The organism is Streptomyces sp. JLYT201 (genome assembly GCF_059448825.1).
This window is the reverse complement of sequence record NZ_CM182551.1, coordinates 4,022,297-4,039,202: the sequence shown is the minus strand read 5'-3', so window position 1 is coordinate 4,039,202 and position 16,906 is coordinate 4,022,297. Positions and strand designations below refer to the sequence as shown.

The following is a 16,906-nucleotide window of genomic DNA, read 5'->3' as shown; positions in this document are numbered from 1 at the left end:
CGGCCCTAGTCGCGCGTACGGCCGATGCCCGGGGTGACCACCGCGGCGACGACGACCACGGCCACGCCCACCACCCGCAGCGCGGCCTCCATGCCGCCGGCGAAGTCGCCGCCGTGGTGGGCGAGGACCGTGCCCGTGACGGCCACGCCGAGTGCCGCGCCGATCTCCCGCGACGACGTGCTGAGGCCGGAGCCGAGGCCCGCCTGGTGCGGGGGCAGGGAGGCGACGACGCCCAGGGTCAGGGCGGGCATGCACAGGCCGGTGCCCGCCGAGATGACGAGGAGCCAGCAGGCGTACAGGGCGTACGGGGTCGAGGCGTCGGCCGTCGACGTGGCGAGCAGGCCCGCGCCGATGAGGAACAGGCCCCCGCCGACGACGGGGCGCGGCACGCCGGACCAGCGCGCCGCGAGCCGGGGGACGAGCACCATGCCGACGGTCAGTGGCACGATGGCGAAGCCCGCCCGCGCGGCCCCGTACCCCTTCACGTACTGCAGGTACTGGGAGTTGACGAAGAAGAGCGAGAAGAGGCCGAAGAAGCCGGCGGCCGTGCCGAGGGTCGCCGCGCGCAGCCGCGGGGAGCGGAAGACGCGCGGGTCGAACAGCGGCGCCCGCGAGCGCAGCGCGTGCCCGGCGAAGGCGGCGATCAGGGCCGCGCCCACCGCGAAGGCGGACAGGATGCGGGCCGACGTCCAGCCGTACAGCGGGCTTTCGATGATGCCGAAGAGGACCGCGACCAGACCGGCGATGAGCAGCAGCGTGCCGAGCGGGTCGAGGGCCGGTGCCTCCTGGGCGACGGGGGTGCGCGGTGTCGTACGGGCCACCGCGAGGGCGAGCAGCGCGCCGAGCGGGAGCATGACCCAGAACAGGGCGCGCCACGAGAGGTGTTCCCCGATGAGGCCGCCGCCGACGTTGCCCGCGAGGCCCCCGAGGCCCGCCGAGAGCGCCCAGGACGCGAGGACGCGCGGCTTCTCCCGCGGCGTCGCGACGCGCATCAGGATCGACAGGGTCGCGGGCATGATCAGCGCGGCCCCGGCGCCGGAGACGCCGCGTCCGGCGATGAGGAGGGCGGGCGTGGTGGCGAGCGCGCTCACCGTGGCGCCCGCGCCGAACAGACCGAGCCCGGTGAGGAGGGCGCCCTTGCGGCCGTAGCGGTCGCCGAGCGCGCCCGCCGGGATCAGCAGGCCCGCGAAGACGATCGTGTAGGCGTCGACGGTCCAGAGCAGTTCGCTCGCGTCGGGCCGCAGCGACGACGAGGTGAGCTGGGGGAGCAGCAGGTTGATGGCCGCGACCATGCTCTGGGCCACGAGGACGCAGGCGCACAGGACGACGAGGGTGGTGGCCTTGAGGGCGGCCGGACGCGGCGTCGGCGCGGCCTCGGCCGGCGCTTCGCTGAGGGCAGGGGAAGGCAAGGCTCCTCCTCGGGAGCGGTGTGGTGGGGGATGCACCGTCACCGTAGGCTCGCCCCGTATCTGCTTTCCAGTGCAATCTCTGCAAGGAGTGATTGCGTGTGACGCAATCCGGTGAGCCCGCGCCGCCGCACCGGACCGGTGCCGGTGTGCCGTCCCGCCCCGACGTCGACCTCAATCTGCTGATCGCCCTCGACGCGCTGCTCGACGAGGGCAGCGTGCGCGGCGCCGCCCGGCGGCTGCACCTCTCCGAGCCCGCGATGAGCCGTACGCTCGGCCGCGTCCGCAAGGCGCTCGGCGACCCGGTCCTGGTGCGGGCGGGACGGCACCTGGTGCCCACGCCGTACGCGCTCGCGGTGCGGGCGGAGGTCGGCGCGGTGGTGGAGCGGGCCCGCGCGGTGTTCGCCGGGCCCGGCGCCCAGGACCTGCGCACGGTCGAGCGGACGCTGACGATCGTGGGCCAGGACTCGCTGGCCGCGACCTACGCCCCGGCGCTCTTCGCCCGCGCCGCCGCCGAGGCGCCCGGGGTGCGGCTCCGCTTCCTGCCGGAGAGCCATCTGGACGCGCCCGTGCTGCGCGAGGGCGTCGCGGACCTGGAAGTCGGCGTGATCGACACGGTGGCGCCCGAGGTGCGGATCGAACACTTCCTGGAGGACACGATGAAGGGCCTGGTCAGGCCCGGGCATCCGCTCCTCGACGGCGAGTTGACGCCCGGCCGGTTCGCCGCGGCGGACCACCTCACGGTGTCCCGCAAGGGCCGGATGACGGGCCCGCTGGACACGGCCCTCGCCGAACTGGGCCTGCGGCGCCGGGTGGTCGGCAACGTGGGCACGTACACCGCGTCGCTGTTCATCCTGTTGCGCACGGACCTGGTGGGGCTCATCACCGGCTGGATGCGGCCGCTGGCCGAGGAGCTCGGCCTCGTCGGCTTTCCGATCCCCCTGGAGCTGCCGCCGCTGCGCCTCGCCATGGCCTGGCACCCGCGCCACGACGCCGACCCGGCCCACGCGTGGCTGCGCGGCTGCGTGCGCGAGCTGGTGCGCCGCGACTGAGCGGCCGCGTCCGTACGCGCCCGCGCGGGCGGTCTGAGTACGTGGTCTGAGTACGCGTGCTCTGTCCCGGCCCCCGTGCGTGCGGTGGACTCGACGCATGCGACAGACCCAGGACACGCGGTGGTACGCCGTCCGGGCGCCGGAGCGGCCGTGGTACGCCGTCCGGACCCCGGAGCGGGACGAGTGGTGGTGGCTCGGCCCGACCGCAGCCACGGCGCTCGCGCTGCTGTGTGCGTTCCTGCGGCTCAGGGGCACCGAACTGCCCTTCTTCTGGCTCGCGTTGACCTACACGCCGGGCTTCCTGCTGGTCTTCGGGAGCTGGTTCACGCCGCGGACGCGGGAGGCGCGCGGGGTGCGCGTGGGCCTCGCGGCGGCGGGCTGCGTGCTGACCTGGCTGACCGTGAAGGCGTTCACGGCCGCGCTGTTCGTCGTCTCCGTCCTGGTGTGGCTGCGCCAGGGCGACGGCTGAGACCCGGGCCGCTGGGGGGCGGCCCGGGTCGGGGTTCCACGCGGAGGGGGTGGGGCCTGCTAGAACTGCGGTTGCTGTGACTGCTGGATCTGCTGCGGGTGCTGCTGGATGGCGCCCCTGGGCACCTCGATCTCCACGCCGCGGACCAGCATCCGGTCGTCGTAGGCGACGCGGACGGCCTGGCCGGTCTGGATCGCGAAGACGATGGACTGGATCGCGAACTCGCTCGGGTCGAGCAGCTGCACGGGGCGGCCGTCGACCAGCAGGACCAGGGCCCTCTCATAGCCAGGGAACGGGACGACGGGGGCGCGTACGGCCTGCGCGTAGCCGACCTGGAACTGGGTCTGCGGCTGCGTTCCGGGCTGCTGGCCCATCTGCTGGAGCAGGCCCTGGAAGGGCTGCTGCTGGCCGAACTGCTGGAGCTGCTGCTGCAGCTGGGGCGGCAGTTGGGACTGGCCCTGCCCCTGGCCCTGCTGCTGCGGGAACTGCGACTGCCCGTGCTGCTGCGGCGCGGTGCCGATGCCGCCGAGACCGACGGGCGCGAACGTTGACATCCCTGTCTCACCTTTCTCTCGGGCTTGGCTTCGCTCTGGGTGCCTGGTCGTCACCCTCGTACCGGCCGGGCCTTCTGGGTAGCCGCACATCACGACAAACCGGAGAGAGGGGGTGAGGGAGGCGATACAAGACATGGTTCGCGTTTCATCCGCCCCACGCCCGCGCGCGTACGAGGTCGAGGGCGGGCTCCGGCGTGCGCCGCGGGGCGTCAATCCGGCTTCCGGACGATTCGCGCCGGGGGCTCGTAGCACGGCGTGATCTTCGGGCCCCCGTCCGGAAAGCGGCCGTCCGCTGTTGCCCACCTACTGCTGGATGTAGTACTTCTTATACATGAGCGAGCAAGTCCACAACAGGTTGGCCGTGGTGCGCGCCGAGCGGAAGGTGTCGCGCCAGAGCCTGGCCGAGGCCGTGGGCGTCCACTACCAGACCATCGGCTACATCGAGCGCGGGCAGTACAACCCGAGCCTCGACCTCGCCCTGAAGATCGCGCGGTACTTCGGGCTGCCGGTCGAGGCGCTGTTCTCCTTGGAGCCTTTTCGCCCGCTCACGGACGAGCTGTACGGGAGGGACCGGTAAGTCATGGCACAGCAGGAGCAGTTGACCTCGTACGACCGGCGGATGCGGGCCCTGATGAACCGCACCGAGGGGGAGCCGCTGTACCGCACGGCCGGGCGGCGGCGCGCCGTCGTCGGCGCGCACATCGCGCTGTCCGTGGCCGCCGTCGCCGCCTGGCTCGGCACGGTCGTCGGCGAGTCGGCCTGGGCGGTGTGGGTGATGCTCGGCCTGCTGCTGCCCTGGTGCGTCGCCACCGGGATCATCAACGGCGCCACGCGCGGCCTCCTTGAGCTGCGCCCGCGCGCCCTCGACGAGCGCCAGCGCGCCGAGCGCGACCGGGTGCGGGCCCGCGCCCACCAGGTCATGACCTGGCTGCTGCTCGCGGCCGCGGCCGGCACGGGCGTCGCCGGGTTCGCCGGGGCGGACGTGAAGGCGCTGGTGTTCCAGGTGACCCTCTGCGCCTTCGTCGCGCACTGGCTGATGCCGCTGTGGGTGGCGGGCCTGACGGCCCGGGACGAGCCCGCCGACGAGGCCGACGACTTCGCGGCTCCGGCCGCCGCCTGAGCGTGCCCCCCCGGGGTGCGCCCCGGGGGCGGCGGACCGGTCGGCCTCGGCCTCACGTCCGCCGGAGCTGGTCCTGGAGCTTGGCGATGTCCACGGACTCGTCGGCGGAGGGCGTCTTCGTGGGCACGGGCTCGCCGTAGTCACTCAGCGTGGTTGTCTTGTCCTCGCCGTCGCCCTTCTCCGTGGCGCGGATCAGATAGGGCTTTCCCTCGGACGCCACGTACAGCGTCTTCTTCTTGCCGTCCTCGGTGGACGTGAGCGGCACGACCTTGGTGCCGTCGACCGTGGTGACGTCGCCCTTCTTCAGCTTGTCCGTGTCGTCGTCGGAGTCCTCGTCGACCGTCTTCTGGAGCTTCTTGAGGTCGCAGACCTCGGACAGGCCCTTGAGCAGCGGGTCGCTCGTGCTGCCGTGGATGTAGCGGTTCTTGAACAGCTCGGCGGCGGCCGCGCCGTCGCCGCCCGGCACCTGGTGGCGCCAGAACGCGCTGTCGGGCCTCATCCACACCTTGTCGCCCCGCTTGACCAGGTCGGCGGAGCCGCCGCCCGCGGCGAAGGTCAGCTTGCCCGTGCAGTTGCCGTCGCGGTCGAGCGTCAGGTCCATCGCCGCCGGTTCGTCCTTCTCGGCGTCGGTGCTCTTCTCCGCCAGCGTGAGGTGCACCGACTTGGCGTCCAGCAGCTCCTGCTTCGCCTTGTCCGAGATTTCCCGGGCGCTGAGGTCCGAGGTCTTGTCCTTCTTGTCGTCGTCCGACGAACATGCCGGGACGAGCAGTGCCAGGGCCGCCGCCGCACAGACCCCGGTAGCGGTCCGTGCTGACATAAGAGACATTCGCCTCATAGAGTCACCTCCGGTGACAGAACGTGCTTCGAGCGTACGTTTCCCCTCGCGTACCCGCATACGCAGTGACACAGCGCACTTTCGGCCATCGAATGCGCATGCTTTCCCGGGGCCAGGGCAGGTGCACCCGGCTACCACGAGTGACCAGGTGGGGCGCAAGGCAGGAAAGTGCCAGGAACGGAAGGCAACAGGGACGTGTCCGCACAACAGACCATCCACGTCGGCGGCGAATGGCGCGCGGCCGCGAACGGCGCAACGCGCGAGATCATCGACCCGGCGGACGCCAAGCCCTTCGCCCTCATCGCCGAGGGCGGCGCCGAGGACGCGGACGCCGCGATCGCCGCCGCCCGCCGGGCCTTCGACGAGGGCCCCTGGCCGGGCACGCCCGTCGCCGAGCGCGCCGCGCTCCTGCGCCGCGTCGCCGACCTGCTGGTCCGCGACCGCGAGGAGATCGGGCTCCTGGAGAGCCGGGACGCGGGCAAGACCCTGGAGGAGGGCCGCGTCGACGTCGACTGCGTGGCCGACGCCTTCCGGTACTTCGCCGACCTCGTGATCGGCGAGGGCGCGGGCCGCGTCGTCGACGCCGGGTCCGACGACGTCCACAGCGTCGTCGTGCACGAGCCCATCGGCGTCTGCTCGATGATCACGCCCTGGAACTACCCGCTGCTCCAGGCCAGTTGGAAGATCGCGCCCGCCCTCGCGGCCGGGAACACCTTCGTCATCAAGCCCAGCGAGATCACGCCCCTCACGACGGTCGCGCTCATCGAGCTGCTCGTCGAGGCCGGCCTCCCCGAGGGCGTCGCCAACATCGTCACCGGGCCCGGCCACACCGTCGGCGCCCGGCTCGCCGACCACCCCGACGTGGACCTGGTGTCCTTCACCGGCGGGCTCGTCTCCGGCACCAAGGTCGCCCAGGCCGCGGCCCTCGGCGTGAAGAAGGTCGCCCTCGAACTCGGCGGCAAGAACCCCAACGTCGTCTTCGCCGACGCCTGCGCCACCGACGAGGGCTTCGACACGGCCGTCGACCAGGCGCTCAACGCCGCGTTCATCCACAGCGGCCAGGTCTGCTCGGCGGGCGGCCGGCTCATCGTCGAGGAGTCCGTGCGCGAGCGCTTCGTGGCCGAACTCGCCCGCCGCGCCGAGAAGATCAAGCTGGGCCGCGGCACCGAGGACGGCGTCGAGGTCGGCCCGCTCGTCTCCAAGGAACAGCGCGAGAAGACCGAGGCGTACGTGGCCTCCGCCCTGGCCGAGGGCGCCGCCCTGCGCTGCGGCGGCAAGCGCCCCGAGCCGAGCGACACCCGGCCCGCCACCGGCTACTTCTACGAGCCGACCGTGCTCGACCGGTGCCACCGCGAGATGAAGGTCGTGCGCGAGGAGGTCTTCGGCCCGGTCCTGACCGTGGAGACCTTCCGCACCGAGGACGAGGCCCTGGCCCTCGCCAACGACACCGAGTACGGCCTCGCGGGCGCCGTGTGGACCACCGACTCCGGCCGCGCCCGGCGCATGGCCCGGCGGATGCGCCACGGCACCATCTGGATCAACGACTTCCACCCCTACCTGCCGCAGGCGGAGTGGGGCGGCTTCGGCAAGAGCGGCGTCGGCCGCGAGCTCGGCCCGGCCGGACTCGCCGAGTACCGCGAGGCCAAGCACGTCTACGAGAACCTGGCGCCCGCGCCGGTCCGCTGGTTCAAGGGCTGAGGCCCCGGGGCCCGCGCCCGCGACCCCCGCGGCCCGGGCCCCGCCCCCCGGCCCGTACGTACGCCATCCCCCTTACGCGCAAGCACCTTGGCAGCGACGAGGAGCAGTACCCCCATGACTGGAACGTCTGAAAACCCCCAGGCCCCGGCCGAGTTCGACTACGTGATCGTCGGCGGCGGCACCGCGGGCTCGGTGATCGCATCCCGGCTCACCGAGAACCCCGACGTCACCGTCGCGGTGATCGAGGGCGGCCCGAGCGACATCGACCGCGAGGACGTCCTGACGCTGCGCAAGTGGCTCGGCCTGCTCGGCGGCGAGCTCGACTACGAGTACACGACCACCGAGCAGCCGCGCGGCAACTCACACATCCTGCACAGCCGCGCCAAGGTCCTCGGCGGCTGCTCCTCGCACAACACGCTGATCTCCTTCAAGCCGCTGCCGTCCGACTGGGACGAGTGGGAGGAGGCCGGGGCCACCGGCTGGAACGCCCGGGCCATGGACCCCTACTTCGGCAGGCTGCGCAACAACGTCGTGCGCGTCGCCAAGAAGGACCAGAACCAGATCGCCAGCGACTGGATCGAGGCCGTCAAGGAAGCCCTGGACGTCCCCGAGGTCGTCGGCTTCAACGACCGGCCCTTCGACGAGGGCGTCGGCTTCTTCGACCTGGCGTACCACCCGGAGAACAACAAGCGCTCCTCGGCGTCCGTCGCCTACCTCCACCCGCACATGGAGGCCGGTGACCGCCCGAACCTCCACCTGTTCCTGGAGACCTGGGCGTACAAGCTGGAGCTTGACGGGAAGACCGCGCGCGGTGTGCACGTCCGCACCAAGGACGGCGCGGAGAAGCTGCTCACCGCCCGCCGCGAGGTGCTCGTCTGCGCGGGTGCCGTGGACACGCCGCGGCTGCTGATGCACTCGGGCATCGGCCCCAAGAAGGACCTGGAGGCCCTCGGCATCCCGGTCGTGCACGACCTGCCGGGCGTCGGCGAGAACCTCATCGACCACCCCGAGTCGGTCATCGTCTGGGAGACCGAAGGACCGATCCCGGGCAACTCCGCGATGGACTCCGACGCGGGCCTGTTCGTGAAGCGGGACCCGGCCCACAAGGGCCCGGACCTGATGTTCCACTTCTACCAGATCCCGTTCACGGACAACCCGGAGCGCCTCGGCTACGAACGCCCCGAGCACGGCGTGTCGATGACGCCGAACATCCCCAAGTCCCGTGCCCGCGGCCGTCTCTACCTGACGTCGGCGGACCCGGAGGTCAAGCCCGCCCTCGACTTCAAGTACTTCGAGGACGAGGACGACTACGACGGGCGGACGCTCGTCGACGGCATCAAGCTGGCCCGCAAGGTCGCCGAGGCCGAGCCGTTCAAGAAGTGGCTCAAGCGGGAGGTCTTCCCCGGCCCGCACATCACCGACGACGCCGAGATCAGCGAGCTGGTCCGCAAGGCCGCGCACACCGTCTACCATCCGGCGGGAACCTGCCGAATGGGTGCTTCCACTGATGAACTCGCCGTGGTGGACCCGGAGTTGCAGATCCGGGGCCTGTCCGGAATCCGTATCGCGGACGCATCCGTCTTCCCGACGATGCCCGCCGTGAACCCGATGATCGGAGTGCTCATGGTCGGGGAGAAATGTGCCGAGCTCCTCGGGGGTGACGGCCGATGAGTGAAGCCGCGATACCCCTGGCGGGGAGCACAGCGAAGACCGTGACCGCGGGTGGGCGCCCTGCCGCCACGACGCCTGTGACCGTCGAGACGCCCGTGACCGCGGCCGTCGCCACGCGCCGAGGTGAGACCCGATGAGCGAAACCGCCACCACGACCACGACCGAGCCCGCCGCGGCGGACAGCCCCGTCTTCGCCGTCCGGAACCTGTGGAAGGTCTTCGGGCCGAAGTGCGAGCGGGTCCCCGGCGATCCGGAGCTGACCGCCCTCGACCCCGCCGAGCTGCGCGAGCGCACCGGCTGCACCGCCGCCGTGCGGGACGTGTCCTTCGAGGTCAACAAGGGCGAGGTCTTCGTCGTCATGGGCCTGTCGGGCTCCGGCAAGTCCACCCTCGTGCGCTGTCTGACCCGCCTCATCGAGCCCACCTCCGGCTCCGTCGCCATCGACGGCGAGGACGTCCTCGCCATGGACAAGGCGCGCCTGCGCGAACTGCGCCGCCACCGCGCGTCCATGGTCTTCCAGCACTTCGGCCTGCTCCCGCACCGCACCGTCCTCGACAACGTCGCCTACGGCCTGGAGATCCAGGGCGTCGGCAAGGCCGAGCGGCGCGGGCGGGCCGCCGAGGTCGTCGCCAAGGTGGGCCTCGAAGGCCTGGAGGCGCGCAAGCCCGGCCAGCTCTCCGGCGGCCAGCAGCAGCGCGTCGGCCTGGCCCGCGCGCTCGCCGCCGACCCCGAGGTCCTGCTCTTCGACGAGCCGTTCAGCGCCCTCGACCCGCTGATCCGCCGCGACATGCAGGAGGAGGTCGTGCGCCTGCACCGCGAGGAGGGCCGCACGATGGTCTTCATCACCCACGACCTCAGCGAGGCACTCAAGCTCGGCGACCGCATCGCCCTGATGCGCGACGGCCGCGTCGTCCAGCTCGGCACGCCCGAGGAGATCGTCGGCTCCCCGGCCGACGACTACGTCCGCGACTTCGTCCGGGACGTGCCGCGCGAGCAGGTCATCACCGTCCGCAGCGCCATGCGGCCCCTCGACCCGGCGTCCGACCGGGACGAGCGCGGCCCGGCGGTCGCGCCCGACGCCACCGTGTCCGAGGCCATCGAGGCCGTGGCCCGCTCCGGCTTCCCGGCCCGCGTGATGGACGACGGGCGCTGCCTCGGCGTCGTCGACCAGGAGCACCTGCTCGGCGTGGTCGCGGGCGTGCGGACCACGACGGCCCCCAAGGCCGCGCCCGCCGCCCCGAAGGCCGTGCCCGCCGCGCCCGCGGACGCCGTACCGGGCGAGGTGAGCGCCTGATGGCATCCGCCACCGCGTCCACGCCCGTACGAGATACCGGACTCGGCGCCCTGCTCCGGCACCGTGCCGTGCACAAGCTCCTGCTGCTCGCCCTCGCGGCGGCGGTCACCGTGCCGATCGTCAGCGCCAAGTGGGCCTCCGGCGCCTGGCCGGACGCGCTCACCGTCGACCTGTCCGAGCCGCTCGGCAGGGCCAGCGACTGGATCATCGACAACCGCGACAGCCACCCGCTGTTCGTCTACTTCCTCGGCCACGTCTCCAACGCCGTCGTGCTGTCCGTGCGCGGCGTCTACCTGGTGCTGCTCGCCGCGGGCTGGGCGGGCGTCACCGCCGCCGCGGGGGTCATCGCCTGGCGCGTGGCGGGCGTGCGGCTCGCCGCGGTGGCCGCCGCCGCGTTCGGCGTGTGCGGCCTGCTCGGCATGTGGGTGCCGACGATGCAGACGCTCGCCCTGATGACCGTCGCGGTCCTGGCGTCCGTGCTCCTCGGCGCGCTGCTCGGCCTCGCCGCCGGGCTGAACGACCGGGTCTTCCGCATGATGCGGCCGGTCCTCGACACCATGCAGGTGCTCCCGGCCTTCGCCTACCTCCTCCCGGTCGTCCTGGTCTTCGGGATCGGCGTGCCCGCCGCCGTCTTCGCGACGGTCGTCTACGCGGCCCCGCCGATGGCCCGCCTCACGGCGCTCGGCCTGCGCGGCGCCGACGGCGGCGTGATGGAGGCCGTGGCCTCGCTCGGCGCGACCGGCCGCCAGCGGCTGCTCTCCGCCCGCCTTCCGCTGGCCCGCAAGGAGCTCCTGCTCGGCCTCAACCAGACGATCATGATGGCGCTCTCCATGGCCGTCATCGCGTCCGTGATCGGCGCGGGCGGCCTCGGTGACCGCGTCTACCAGGCGCTCGCCTCCGTCGACGTCGGCCAGGCGCTCGCCGCGGGCATCCCCATCGTGCTGCTCGCCGTCGTCCTGGACCGCGTCACCGGTGCCGCGGGCGAACGCCTCGGCGCCCAGACCGAGGACACCTCGGCGCTGCGCGGCTGGCGCGGCTGGTCCCTGGCCGCCGCCGTGACCCTCGCCTGCGCGCTCGCCGCCCGCTTCGCCGACCGCCTGGAGTGGCCGACGAGCTGGGTCGTGCAGATCGCCGAGCCGGTCAACACCGCCAAGGACTGGATGGTCGACCACCTCTACACGGGCGTGCCCGTGGTGGGCGGCACCGCCGACTGGGCCGCGCACTTCACCACGTACGTGCTCGACCCCGTGCGCGACGGACTCCAGGGCATGCCCTGGTGGTCGCTGCTGCTCGTCGTCGCGGCCCTCGCCTGGGTGATCGGCACCTGGCAGACCGCGCTCACGGCCGTCCTCGCGATGGCGGCGATCGGCGTGCTCGACGTGTGGAACGCCTCCCTCGACACGCTCTCGCAGGTCCTCGCGGGCGTCGCCGTGACCCTGGTCCTCGGCTTCGCGATCGGCGTGGCGGCCTCCCGCAGCCGACGCCTGGAACGCCTGCTGCGGCCCGTCCTCGACGTCTTCCAGACGATGCCGCAGTTCGTGTACCTGATCCCGGTCGTCGCGCTCTTCGGCGTCGGCCGCGCCCCGGCGGTCTTCGCCGCCGTCGTGTACGCGCTGCCCGCCGTCGTGCGCATCACCACGCAGGGCCTGCGGCAGGTCAGCCCCGCCGCGATGGAGTCCGCGAAGTCCCTCGGCGCCACCAACTGGCAGGTCCTGCGCCAGGTCCAGCTGCCGCTCGCCCGCCCGGCGCTGCTGCTCGCCCTCAACCAGGGCGTCGTGCTTGTCCTCGCCGTCGTCGTCATCGGCGGCCTGGTCGGCGGTGGCGCGCTCGGCTACGACGTCCTCGCCGGTCTCGCCCGCGGCGACCTGGCGACCGGCCTGGTCGGCGGCATCGCCATCGTCTGCCTCGGCCTGATGCTCGACCGGGTCACGCAGCCGACGGAACGCCGCGCGAAGAAGGGAGCCTGACATGCGGACGCGTACCCGCGTCATCGCCGCGGCCGGTGCGGGGGCGGCCCTGCTCGCCCTCTCCGGCTGCGGCAAGGCCGACATGAGCAAGCAGGCCTCCCCGTACGCCAACGCGGCGGGCGCCAAGACCGTGACGCTGTCCGTGCAGTCCTGGGTGGGCGCGCAGGCCGACGTCGCCGTCGCCGAGTACCTGCTCAAGCACGAGCTCGGCTACCGCGTCGACAAGGTCCAGATCGACGAGATCCCGGCCTGGGACGCGCTCAGCCAGGGCCGCGTCGACGCGATCCTGGAGGACTGGGGCCACCCGGACCAGGAACAGCGCTACATCAAGGACAAGAAGACCATCGTCCCCGGCGGCGACGTCGGCGTGACCGGTCACATCGGCTGGTACGTCCCCACGTACTTCGCGAAGAAGCACCCCGACGTCACCGACTGGAAGAACCTCAACAAGTACGCGAAGGACTTCCGCACCCCGGAGTCCGGCGGCAAGGGCCAGCTCATGGACGGCTCCCCGTCCTACGTCACCAACGACAAGGCCCTCGTGGAGAACCTCGACCTGGACTACAAGGTCGTCTTCGCGGGCTCCGAGGCGGCCCAGATCACCCAGATCGAACAGTTCGCCAAGCAGCAGAAGCCCTTCCTCACCTACTGGTACAAGCCCCAGTGGCTGTTCGAGAAGGTGCCGATGACGGAGGTCAAGCTGCCCGCGTACAAGGAGGGCTGCGACGCCGACCCCGCGAGGATCAAGTGTGCCTACCCGCACACGCCGCTCCAGAAGTACTTCAACGCGGACTTCGCCAAGAACGGCGGCGACGCGGCGGCCTTCCTGAAGCGCTTCAAGTGGACGGAGGCCGACCAGAACGAGGTCTCCCTGATGATCGCCGACAAGAAGATGTCCCCCGAGGACGCGGCGGAGCGCTGGCTCGCGGATAACGAGTCCAAGTGGCGCGGGTGGCTCCCCCGCGGGTAGTGACCTGGGGGCTCCGCCCCCAGACCCCCGGCTCCTCAAACGCCGGCAAACGGGGGTCCAAGGGGGCGGAGCCCCCTTGTTCGGGAAGGGGCGGGCCTGGGGCGCCCCGCGTGGGCTAGAGCAGCTGCTTCGCGAGGTCGCGCAGGGCCCCCATGGCCTGCTGGTGCAGCCCCGGCCCGAAGGTGACCCGCGTCGCGCCGAGCCGCCCCAGCTCCCGCGGAGAGGGCCCACCGGGCAGCCCGATCACGTTCAGCGGAGCCCCGATCGCGGCGCGCAGCGCGGGCAGCACCTCCACGGGCGCCTTGATGACGTAGACGCAGTCCGCCCCGGCCTCGACATAGAGCCGCGCCCGAGCCACGGTCTCCTCGAAGTCCGCACCCCCGCGCACGTACGTGTCGACGCGCGCGTTGACGAACAGCTCGCGCCCGGCCGCCTCCCGCACCGCCGCGAGGTAGTCCGCCTGCTCCCCGGGGTCCTTGAGGGTGCCGGGCGGCGCGCCTTCGCGGCCCCAGGAGTCCTCCAGGTTGCAGCCGACGGCTCCGGCGCCGAGCAGCCGCTCCACCAGCTGGCGCGCGGGCAGCCCGTACCCGTCCTCGACGTCCGCGCTGACCGGCACGGACACGGCCCGCGCCACCCGCGCGACCGCCTCGAACATCTCGTGCGGCGGCACGGACCCGTCGGCGTGGCCGAGGGCGGCGGCGACGCCCGCGCTGGGCGTGGCGAGCGCGGGGAACCCGGCCTCCTCGAAGACGCGGGCGCTGGCCGCGTCCCACGGCCCGGGCAGGACGAGCGGGTCGCCCGGCGCCCGTCCGTGGTGCAGGGCGCCGAACGCCTCGGCAGTGCGCTTGCTCATGGGTGGTGCTCATCCTCTCGGGGCTTGCGGGGACGCGCGCCGCGCGCGCGACGTGCTGCCGGTGCTACTCGGCGGGCCGGTGCGCGGTGGACCCGGGCGTGTAGTGCCCGGGCACCATGCGCGTGGTCACGGCGAACCGGTTCCAGCCGTTGATCAGGGTGATCGCGGCGATGAGGTGGGCCAGCTCCGTGTCGTCGAAGTGGCGCGCGGCGCGCTCGTACACCGCGTCGGGGACGAAGCCGTCGGTGAGGACGGTCACGGCCTCCGTCAGCTCGATGGCGGCGATCTCCCGGGCCGTGTAGAAGTGCTTGGACTCCTCCCAGGTGGACAGCTGCACGATCCGCTCGACGCTCTCACCGGCCGCGAGGGCGTCCTTGGTGTGCATGTCGAGGCAGAACGCGCAGTGGTTGAGCTGCGAGGCCCGGATCTGTATGAGCTCGAAGAGGACCGGGTCGACCCCGCGCTTGGCGGCCGCGGCGAACCGGATCATGGCCTTGTACGCCTCCGGAGCCAGCTCGGCCATGTTGAGGCGGGGCGTGTGCTCGGGCAGCCGCTCGTCGTGGGCGGGCGCGGCGGCGTGGGCGTGCGCGGTGGTGTGCGCGTGCGGGGCGGTGGCGGTCTGCGTCGGGTGCGTCATGGCTCGAACCTACGAGGCGATTTGCCCACCGGTATGGTCCATTCCCATGGAGAAATCTTGGGCCACTTCCGGCGAAGCGGACACCTCCGGCCCCTCGGGCCCCCACGGCGGCTGGAGCGTGGACCTCCATCTCGACGCACCCGGCAAGGGCTCCCGCTCCGGGGTGCGCCGCAGCCTCACCGACGCGCTGCGCGAGGCGGTCCGCGGCGGCCGTCTCGCGCCGGGCACGCGCCTGCCGTCGTCCCGTACGCTCGCCGCCGACCTCGGCGTCGCGCGCAACACGGTCGCCGACGCGTACGCGGACCTCGTCGCGGAGGGCTGGCTGACCGCCCGGCAGGGCTCGGGCACCCGGGTCGCCGCCCGTGACGTGCCGCGCCCGGTGGCGCCCGCGCGCCCGCCCCGCAGCGGTGGCGCCCCGGTCCACGACCTGACGCCGGGCAGGCCGGACGTCGCGTCCTTCCCGCGCGGGGAGTGGCTGAAGGCGGCGCGGCGCGCCCTTGCCGCGGCTCCGAACGACGCGCTCGGCTACGGCGATCCGCGCGGCAGGATCGAGCTGCGCACGGCCCTCGCCGCGTATCTCTCCCGGGCCCGGGGCGTACACGCCGAACCGGACCGGATCGTCGTCGTGCCCGGCTTCGTGCACGGCCTGACGCTGCTCGGCGAACTGCTCGGCGCGCGCGGCCTGCGGGAGATCGCGGTCGAGTCGTACGGTCTCGATCTGCACTGGGACCGCCTTGAGCGGACGGGCCTCGCGACCCGGCCGCTCGGGCTCGACGAACTCGGCACGCGCACCGACGGGTTGGCCGCGCACCGGGCGGTCCTGCTGACGCCCGCCCACCAGTTCCCCGTCGGCGTACCGCTGCACCCCGACCGGCGGGCGCGGGCCGTGCAGTGGGCGCGGCGGTCGGACGGGCTGATCCTGGAGGACGACTACGACGGCGAGTTCCGCTACGACCGGCAGGCGGTCGGCGCGCTCCAGGGCCTCGACCCCGACCGGGTGGTGTACCTGGGCACGGCCAGCAAGTCCCTCGCGCCGGGCCTGCGGATCGCGTGGATGGTGCTCCCGGCCGCGCTGGCCTCGGAGGTGGCCGAGCTGAAGGACCGGGCGGGGGCGTCGGGCGGCGCCATCGACCAGCTGACGCTCGCGGAGTTCCTGACGTCCGGGGCGTACGACCGCCATGTGCGCTCGGTGCGGCTTCGCTACCGGCGCCGCCGCGACCAGCTGGTGGCCGCCCTGGCCGAGCGCGCGCCCGACGTCCGCGTCACCGGCATCGCGGCGGGCCTGCACGCGGTGCTCCAACTGCCGCCCGGCACCGAGCAGGTGGTGGTGCAGTCCGCGAGCTGGCAGCGGCTCGCGGTCCAGGGCCTGTCCCGCTTCCGGCACCCCGGGGCGGAAGCGGACCGCCGGGACGCGCTGGTGGTCGGCTACGGCACGCCCGCCGACCACACCTGGGCCGAGGCCCTCGACGCACTGTGCCGCTCGCTGCCGTGACCGCGGGCCGGGGCCCGGCCGTGCGCCGGGCCCGGGGCGCCGCGGACTAGCCCTGCGTGGCCAGCCACTCCTCGAAGGTGGTGGGCATGATGCGGGCGTCGGCGCCGGGCAGCAGGACGTCGCCCGCCATGTCCGGGCCGAAGAGGCCCGACCAGGTCGGGACCAGCTTCACCGTGCGGCCCTGGGCCTGGAGCGTGCGCCGGGCCATGTCGACCATGTCCTGCGGGTCGGGCCCGGCCACGTCCTGATGCCGGCCCAGGGGTGCGCCGGCCGCGACCTCGGCGAGGACGCTCGCCACGTCGTCGGGCGCGACCGGCTGGAGGAGCAGCGGCGCGACGGTGGCGACGCCGTCCTGCTCGGTCCAGGCCGCGACCATGGCGGCGAAGTCGTGGAACTGCGTGGCCGGGACGATGCTCCACGGCACCGGGCCCGCGGCGACCAGGCGCTCCTGCTCGCGCTTGCCCACGTAGTGCGCGTTGCCCTCCACGCGGTCCATGCCCGCGATGGACAGCAGGACGTGGTGCTTGACCCCGGCCTTCTCCTCGGCGGCGAGCAGGGTCCGCGTGGTGGTGCCGAAGTACGCGACGGTCTCCGCGGGGTCACTGGCGGTGCAGTTGGTGGTGTCCACGACCGTGTCCACCCCGACGAGGGCGGCGTCGAGCCCCTCGCCGGTGGTCAGGTCCACGCCCAGCGAGCGGCTGACGCGCACGACGTCGTGGCCCGCCTTCTCCAGTACGGCGACGGTGCGGGCCCCGATGCTCCCGGTGGCTCCGGCGACGGCGATGCGCATGACGATCTCCCCTGGTCCGTGTGTCCCTTGGTGCCTCGTTCGGTACCCGAACCGTATCTCGGACTAAATGTATCCGCAATATCCCGGATCCCGGATGT

16 protein-coding genes are annotated in these 16,906 nt (G+C 72.9%); 10 read left to right on the top strand and 6 right to left on the bottom strand.

Annotated elements, in window-relative coordinates:
- Positions 1–5: 5 nt before the first annotated feature.
- On the bottom strand, positions 6–1,409 hold the full coding sequence (locus AC5WAM_RS16265; RefSeq protein ID WP_495522994.1) for an MFS transporter: 1,404 nt from the start codon (positions 1,407–1,409) through the stop codon (positions 6–8).
- 92 nt (positions 1,410–1,501) lie between these two features.
- Between AC5WAM_RS16265 and AC5WAM_RS16260 the strand changes: the two genes are divergently transcribed.
- Both AC5WAM_RS16260 and AC5WAM_RS16255 read left to right on the top strand, forming a co-directional pair.
- Positions 1,502–2,458: a LysR family transcriptional regulator gene (locus AC5WAM_RS16260; protein ID WP_495522993.1), complete on the top strand. Its 957-nt coding sequence runs from the start codon at positions 1,502–1,504 to the stop codon at positions 2,456–2,458.
- 97 nt (positions 2,459–2,555) lie between these two features.
- Complete coding sequence (locus tag AC5WAM_RS16255; RefSeq protein ID WP_366789220.1) at positions 2,556–2,927, top strand: hypothetical protein; 372 nt, start codon at positions 2,556–2,558, stop codon at positions 2,925–2,927.
- Positions 2,928–2,986: 59 nt separating this feature from the next.
- Here the strand turns inward: AC5WAM_RS16255 and AC5WAM_RS16250 are convergent, their stop codons facing one another.
- On the bottom strand, positions 2,987–3,481 hold the full coding sequence (locus tag AC5WAM_RS16250; protein ID WP_366789221.1) for a hypothetical protein: 495 nt from the start codon (positions 3,479–3,481) through the stop codon (positions 2,987–2,989).
- 331 nt (positions 3,482–3,812) lie between these two features.
- On the opposite strand from AC5WAM_RS16250, the gene AC5WAM_RS16245 reads away from it, so the two are divergent.
- A complete protein-coding gene (locus AC5WAM_RS16245) occupies positions 3,813–4,058 on the top strand; it encodes a helix-turn-helix transcriptional regulator (protein ID WP_366789222.1) in 246 nt (81 codons plus the stop codon).
- Between the two features lie 3 nt (positions 4,059–4,061).
- Positions 4,062–4,601, top strand: coding sequence for a hypothetical protein (locus AC5WAM_RS16240; protein ID WP_495522992.1), 540 nt, complete (start codon positions 4,062–4,064; stop codon positions 4,599–4,601).
- A 52-nt stretch (positions 4,602–4,653) separates the two neighbouring features.
- Here the strand turns inward: AC5WAM_RS16240 and AC5WAM_RS16235 are convergent, their stop codons facing one another.
- Positions 4,654–5,418, bottom strand: a complete 765-nt coding sequence (locus AC5WAM_RS16235) for a LolA-like protein (protein WP_366789224.1) — start codon at positions 5,416–5,418, stop codon at positions 4,654–4,656.
- Positions 5,419–5,631: 213 nt separating this feature from the next.
- On the opposite strand from AC5WAM_RS16235, the gene AC5WAM_RS16230 reads away from it, so the two are divergent.
- From AC5WAM_RS16230 to AC5WAM_RS16210, 5 genes are all read left to right on the top strand, one after another.
- Positions 5,632–7,134, top strand: a complete 1,503-nt coding sequence (locus tag AC5WAM_RS16230) for an aldehyde dehydrogenase family protein (protein WP_366789225.1) — start codon at positions 5,632–5,634, stop codon at positions 7,132–7,134.
- A 114-nt stretch (positions 7,135–7,248) separates the two neighbouring features.
- Entirely contained in the window at positions 7,249–8,805 is a 1,557-nt protein-coding gene (locus tag AC5WAM_RS16225; protein ID WP_495522991.1) for a GMC family oxidoreductase, read from the top strand.
- 133 nt (positions 8,806–8,938) lie between these two features.
- Positions 8,939–10,099, top strand: a complete 1,161-nt coding sequence (locus AC5WAM_RS16220) for a quaternary amine ABC transporter ATP-binding protein (protein ID WP_495522990.1) — start codon at positions 8,939–8,941, stop codon at positions 10,097–10,099.
- The gene (locus AC5WAM_RS16215; protein ID WP_495522989.1) at positions 10,099–12,066 is read left to right on the top strand and encodes an ABC transporter permease; all 1,968 of its coding nucleotides are present in this window, start codon (positions 10,099–10,101) and stop codon (positions 12,064–12,066) included. The genes AC5WAM_RS16220 and AC5WAM_RS16215 overlap by 1 nt, the downstream gene beginning before the upstream one ends.
- A 1-nt stretch (position 12,067) precedes the next feature.
- A complete protein-coding gene (locus tag AC5WAM_RS16210; protein WP_495522988.1) occupies positions 12,068–13,036 on the top strand; it encodes an ABC transporter substrate-binding protein in 969 nt (322 codons plus the stop codon).
- Between the two features lie 115 nt (positions 13,037–13,151).
- On the opposite strand, the gene AC5WAM_RS16205 is transcribed toward AC5WAM_RS16210, so the two are convergent.
- Both AC5WAM_RS16205 and AC5WAM_RS16200 read right to left on the bottom strand, forming a co-directional pair.
- Positions 13,152–13,889: an isocitrate lyase/PEP mutase family protein gene (locus AC5WAM_RS16205; RefSeq protein WP_366789230.1), complete on the bottom strand. Its 738-nt coding sequence runs from the start codon at positions 13,887–13,889 to the stop codon at positions 13,152–13,154.
- 64 nt (positions 13,890–13,953) lie between these two features.
- Entirely contained in the window at positions 13,954–14,526 is a 573-nt protein-coding gene (locus AC5WAM_RS16200) for a carboxymuconolactone decarboxylase family protein (RefSeq protein ID WP_495522987.1), read from the bottom strand.
- Positions 14,527–14,572: 46 nt separating this feature from the next.
- Here AC5WAM_RS16200 and pdxR point away from each other — a divergent pair, with 46 nt between their 5' ends.
- Positions 14,573–16,018 carry a MocR-like pyridoxine biosynthesis transcription factor PdxR gene (pdxR, locus tag AC5WAM_RS16195; RefSeq protein ID WP_495522986.1) on the top strand — a complete coding sequence of 482 codons (1,446 nt, stop codon included), beginning with the start codon at positions 14,573–14,575 and terminating at the stop codon, positions 16,016–16,018.
- A 46-nt stretch (positions 16,019–16,064) separates the two neighbouring features.
- On the opposite strand, the gene AC5WAM_RS16190 is transcribed toward pdxR, so the two are convergent.
- The gene (locus AC5WAM_RS16190) at positions 16,065–16,808 is read right to left on the bottom strand and encodes an SDR family oxidoreductase (RefSeq protein ID WP_495522985.1); all 744 of its coding nucleotides are present in this window, start codon (positions 16,806–16,808) and stop codon (positions 16,065–16,067) included.
- Positions 16,809–16,906 lie beyond the last annotated feature (98 nt).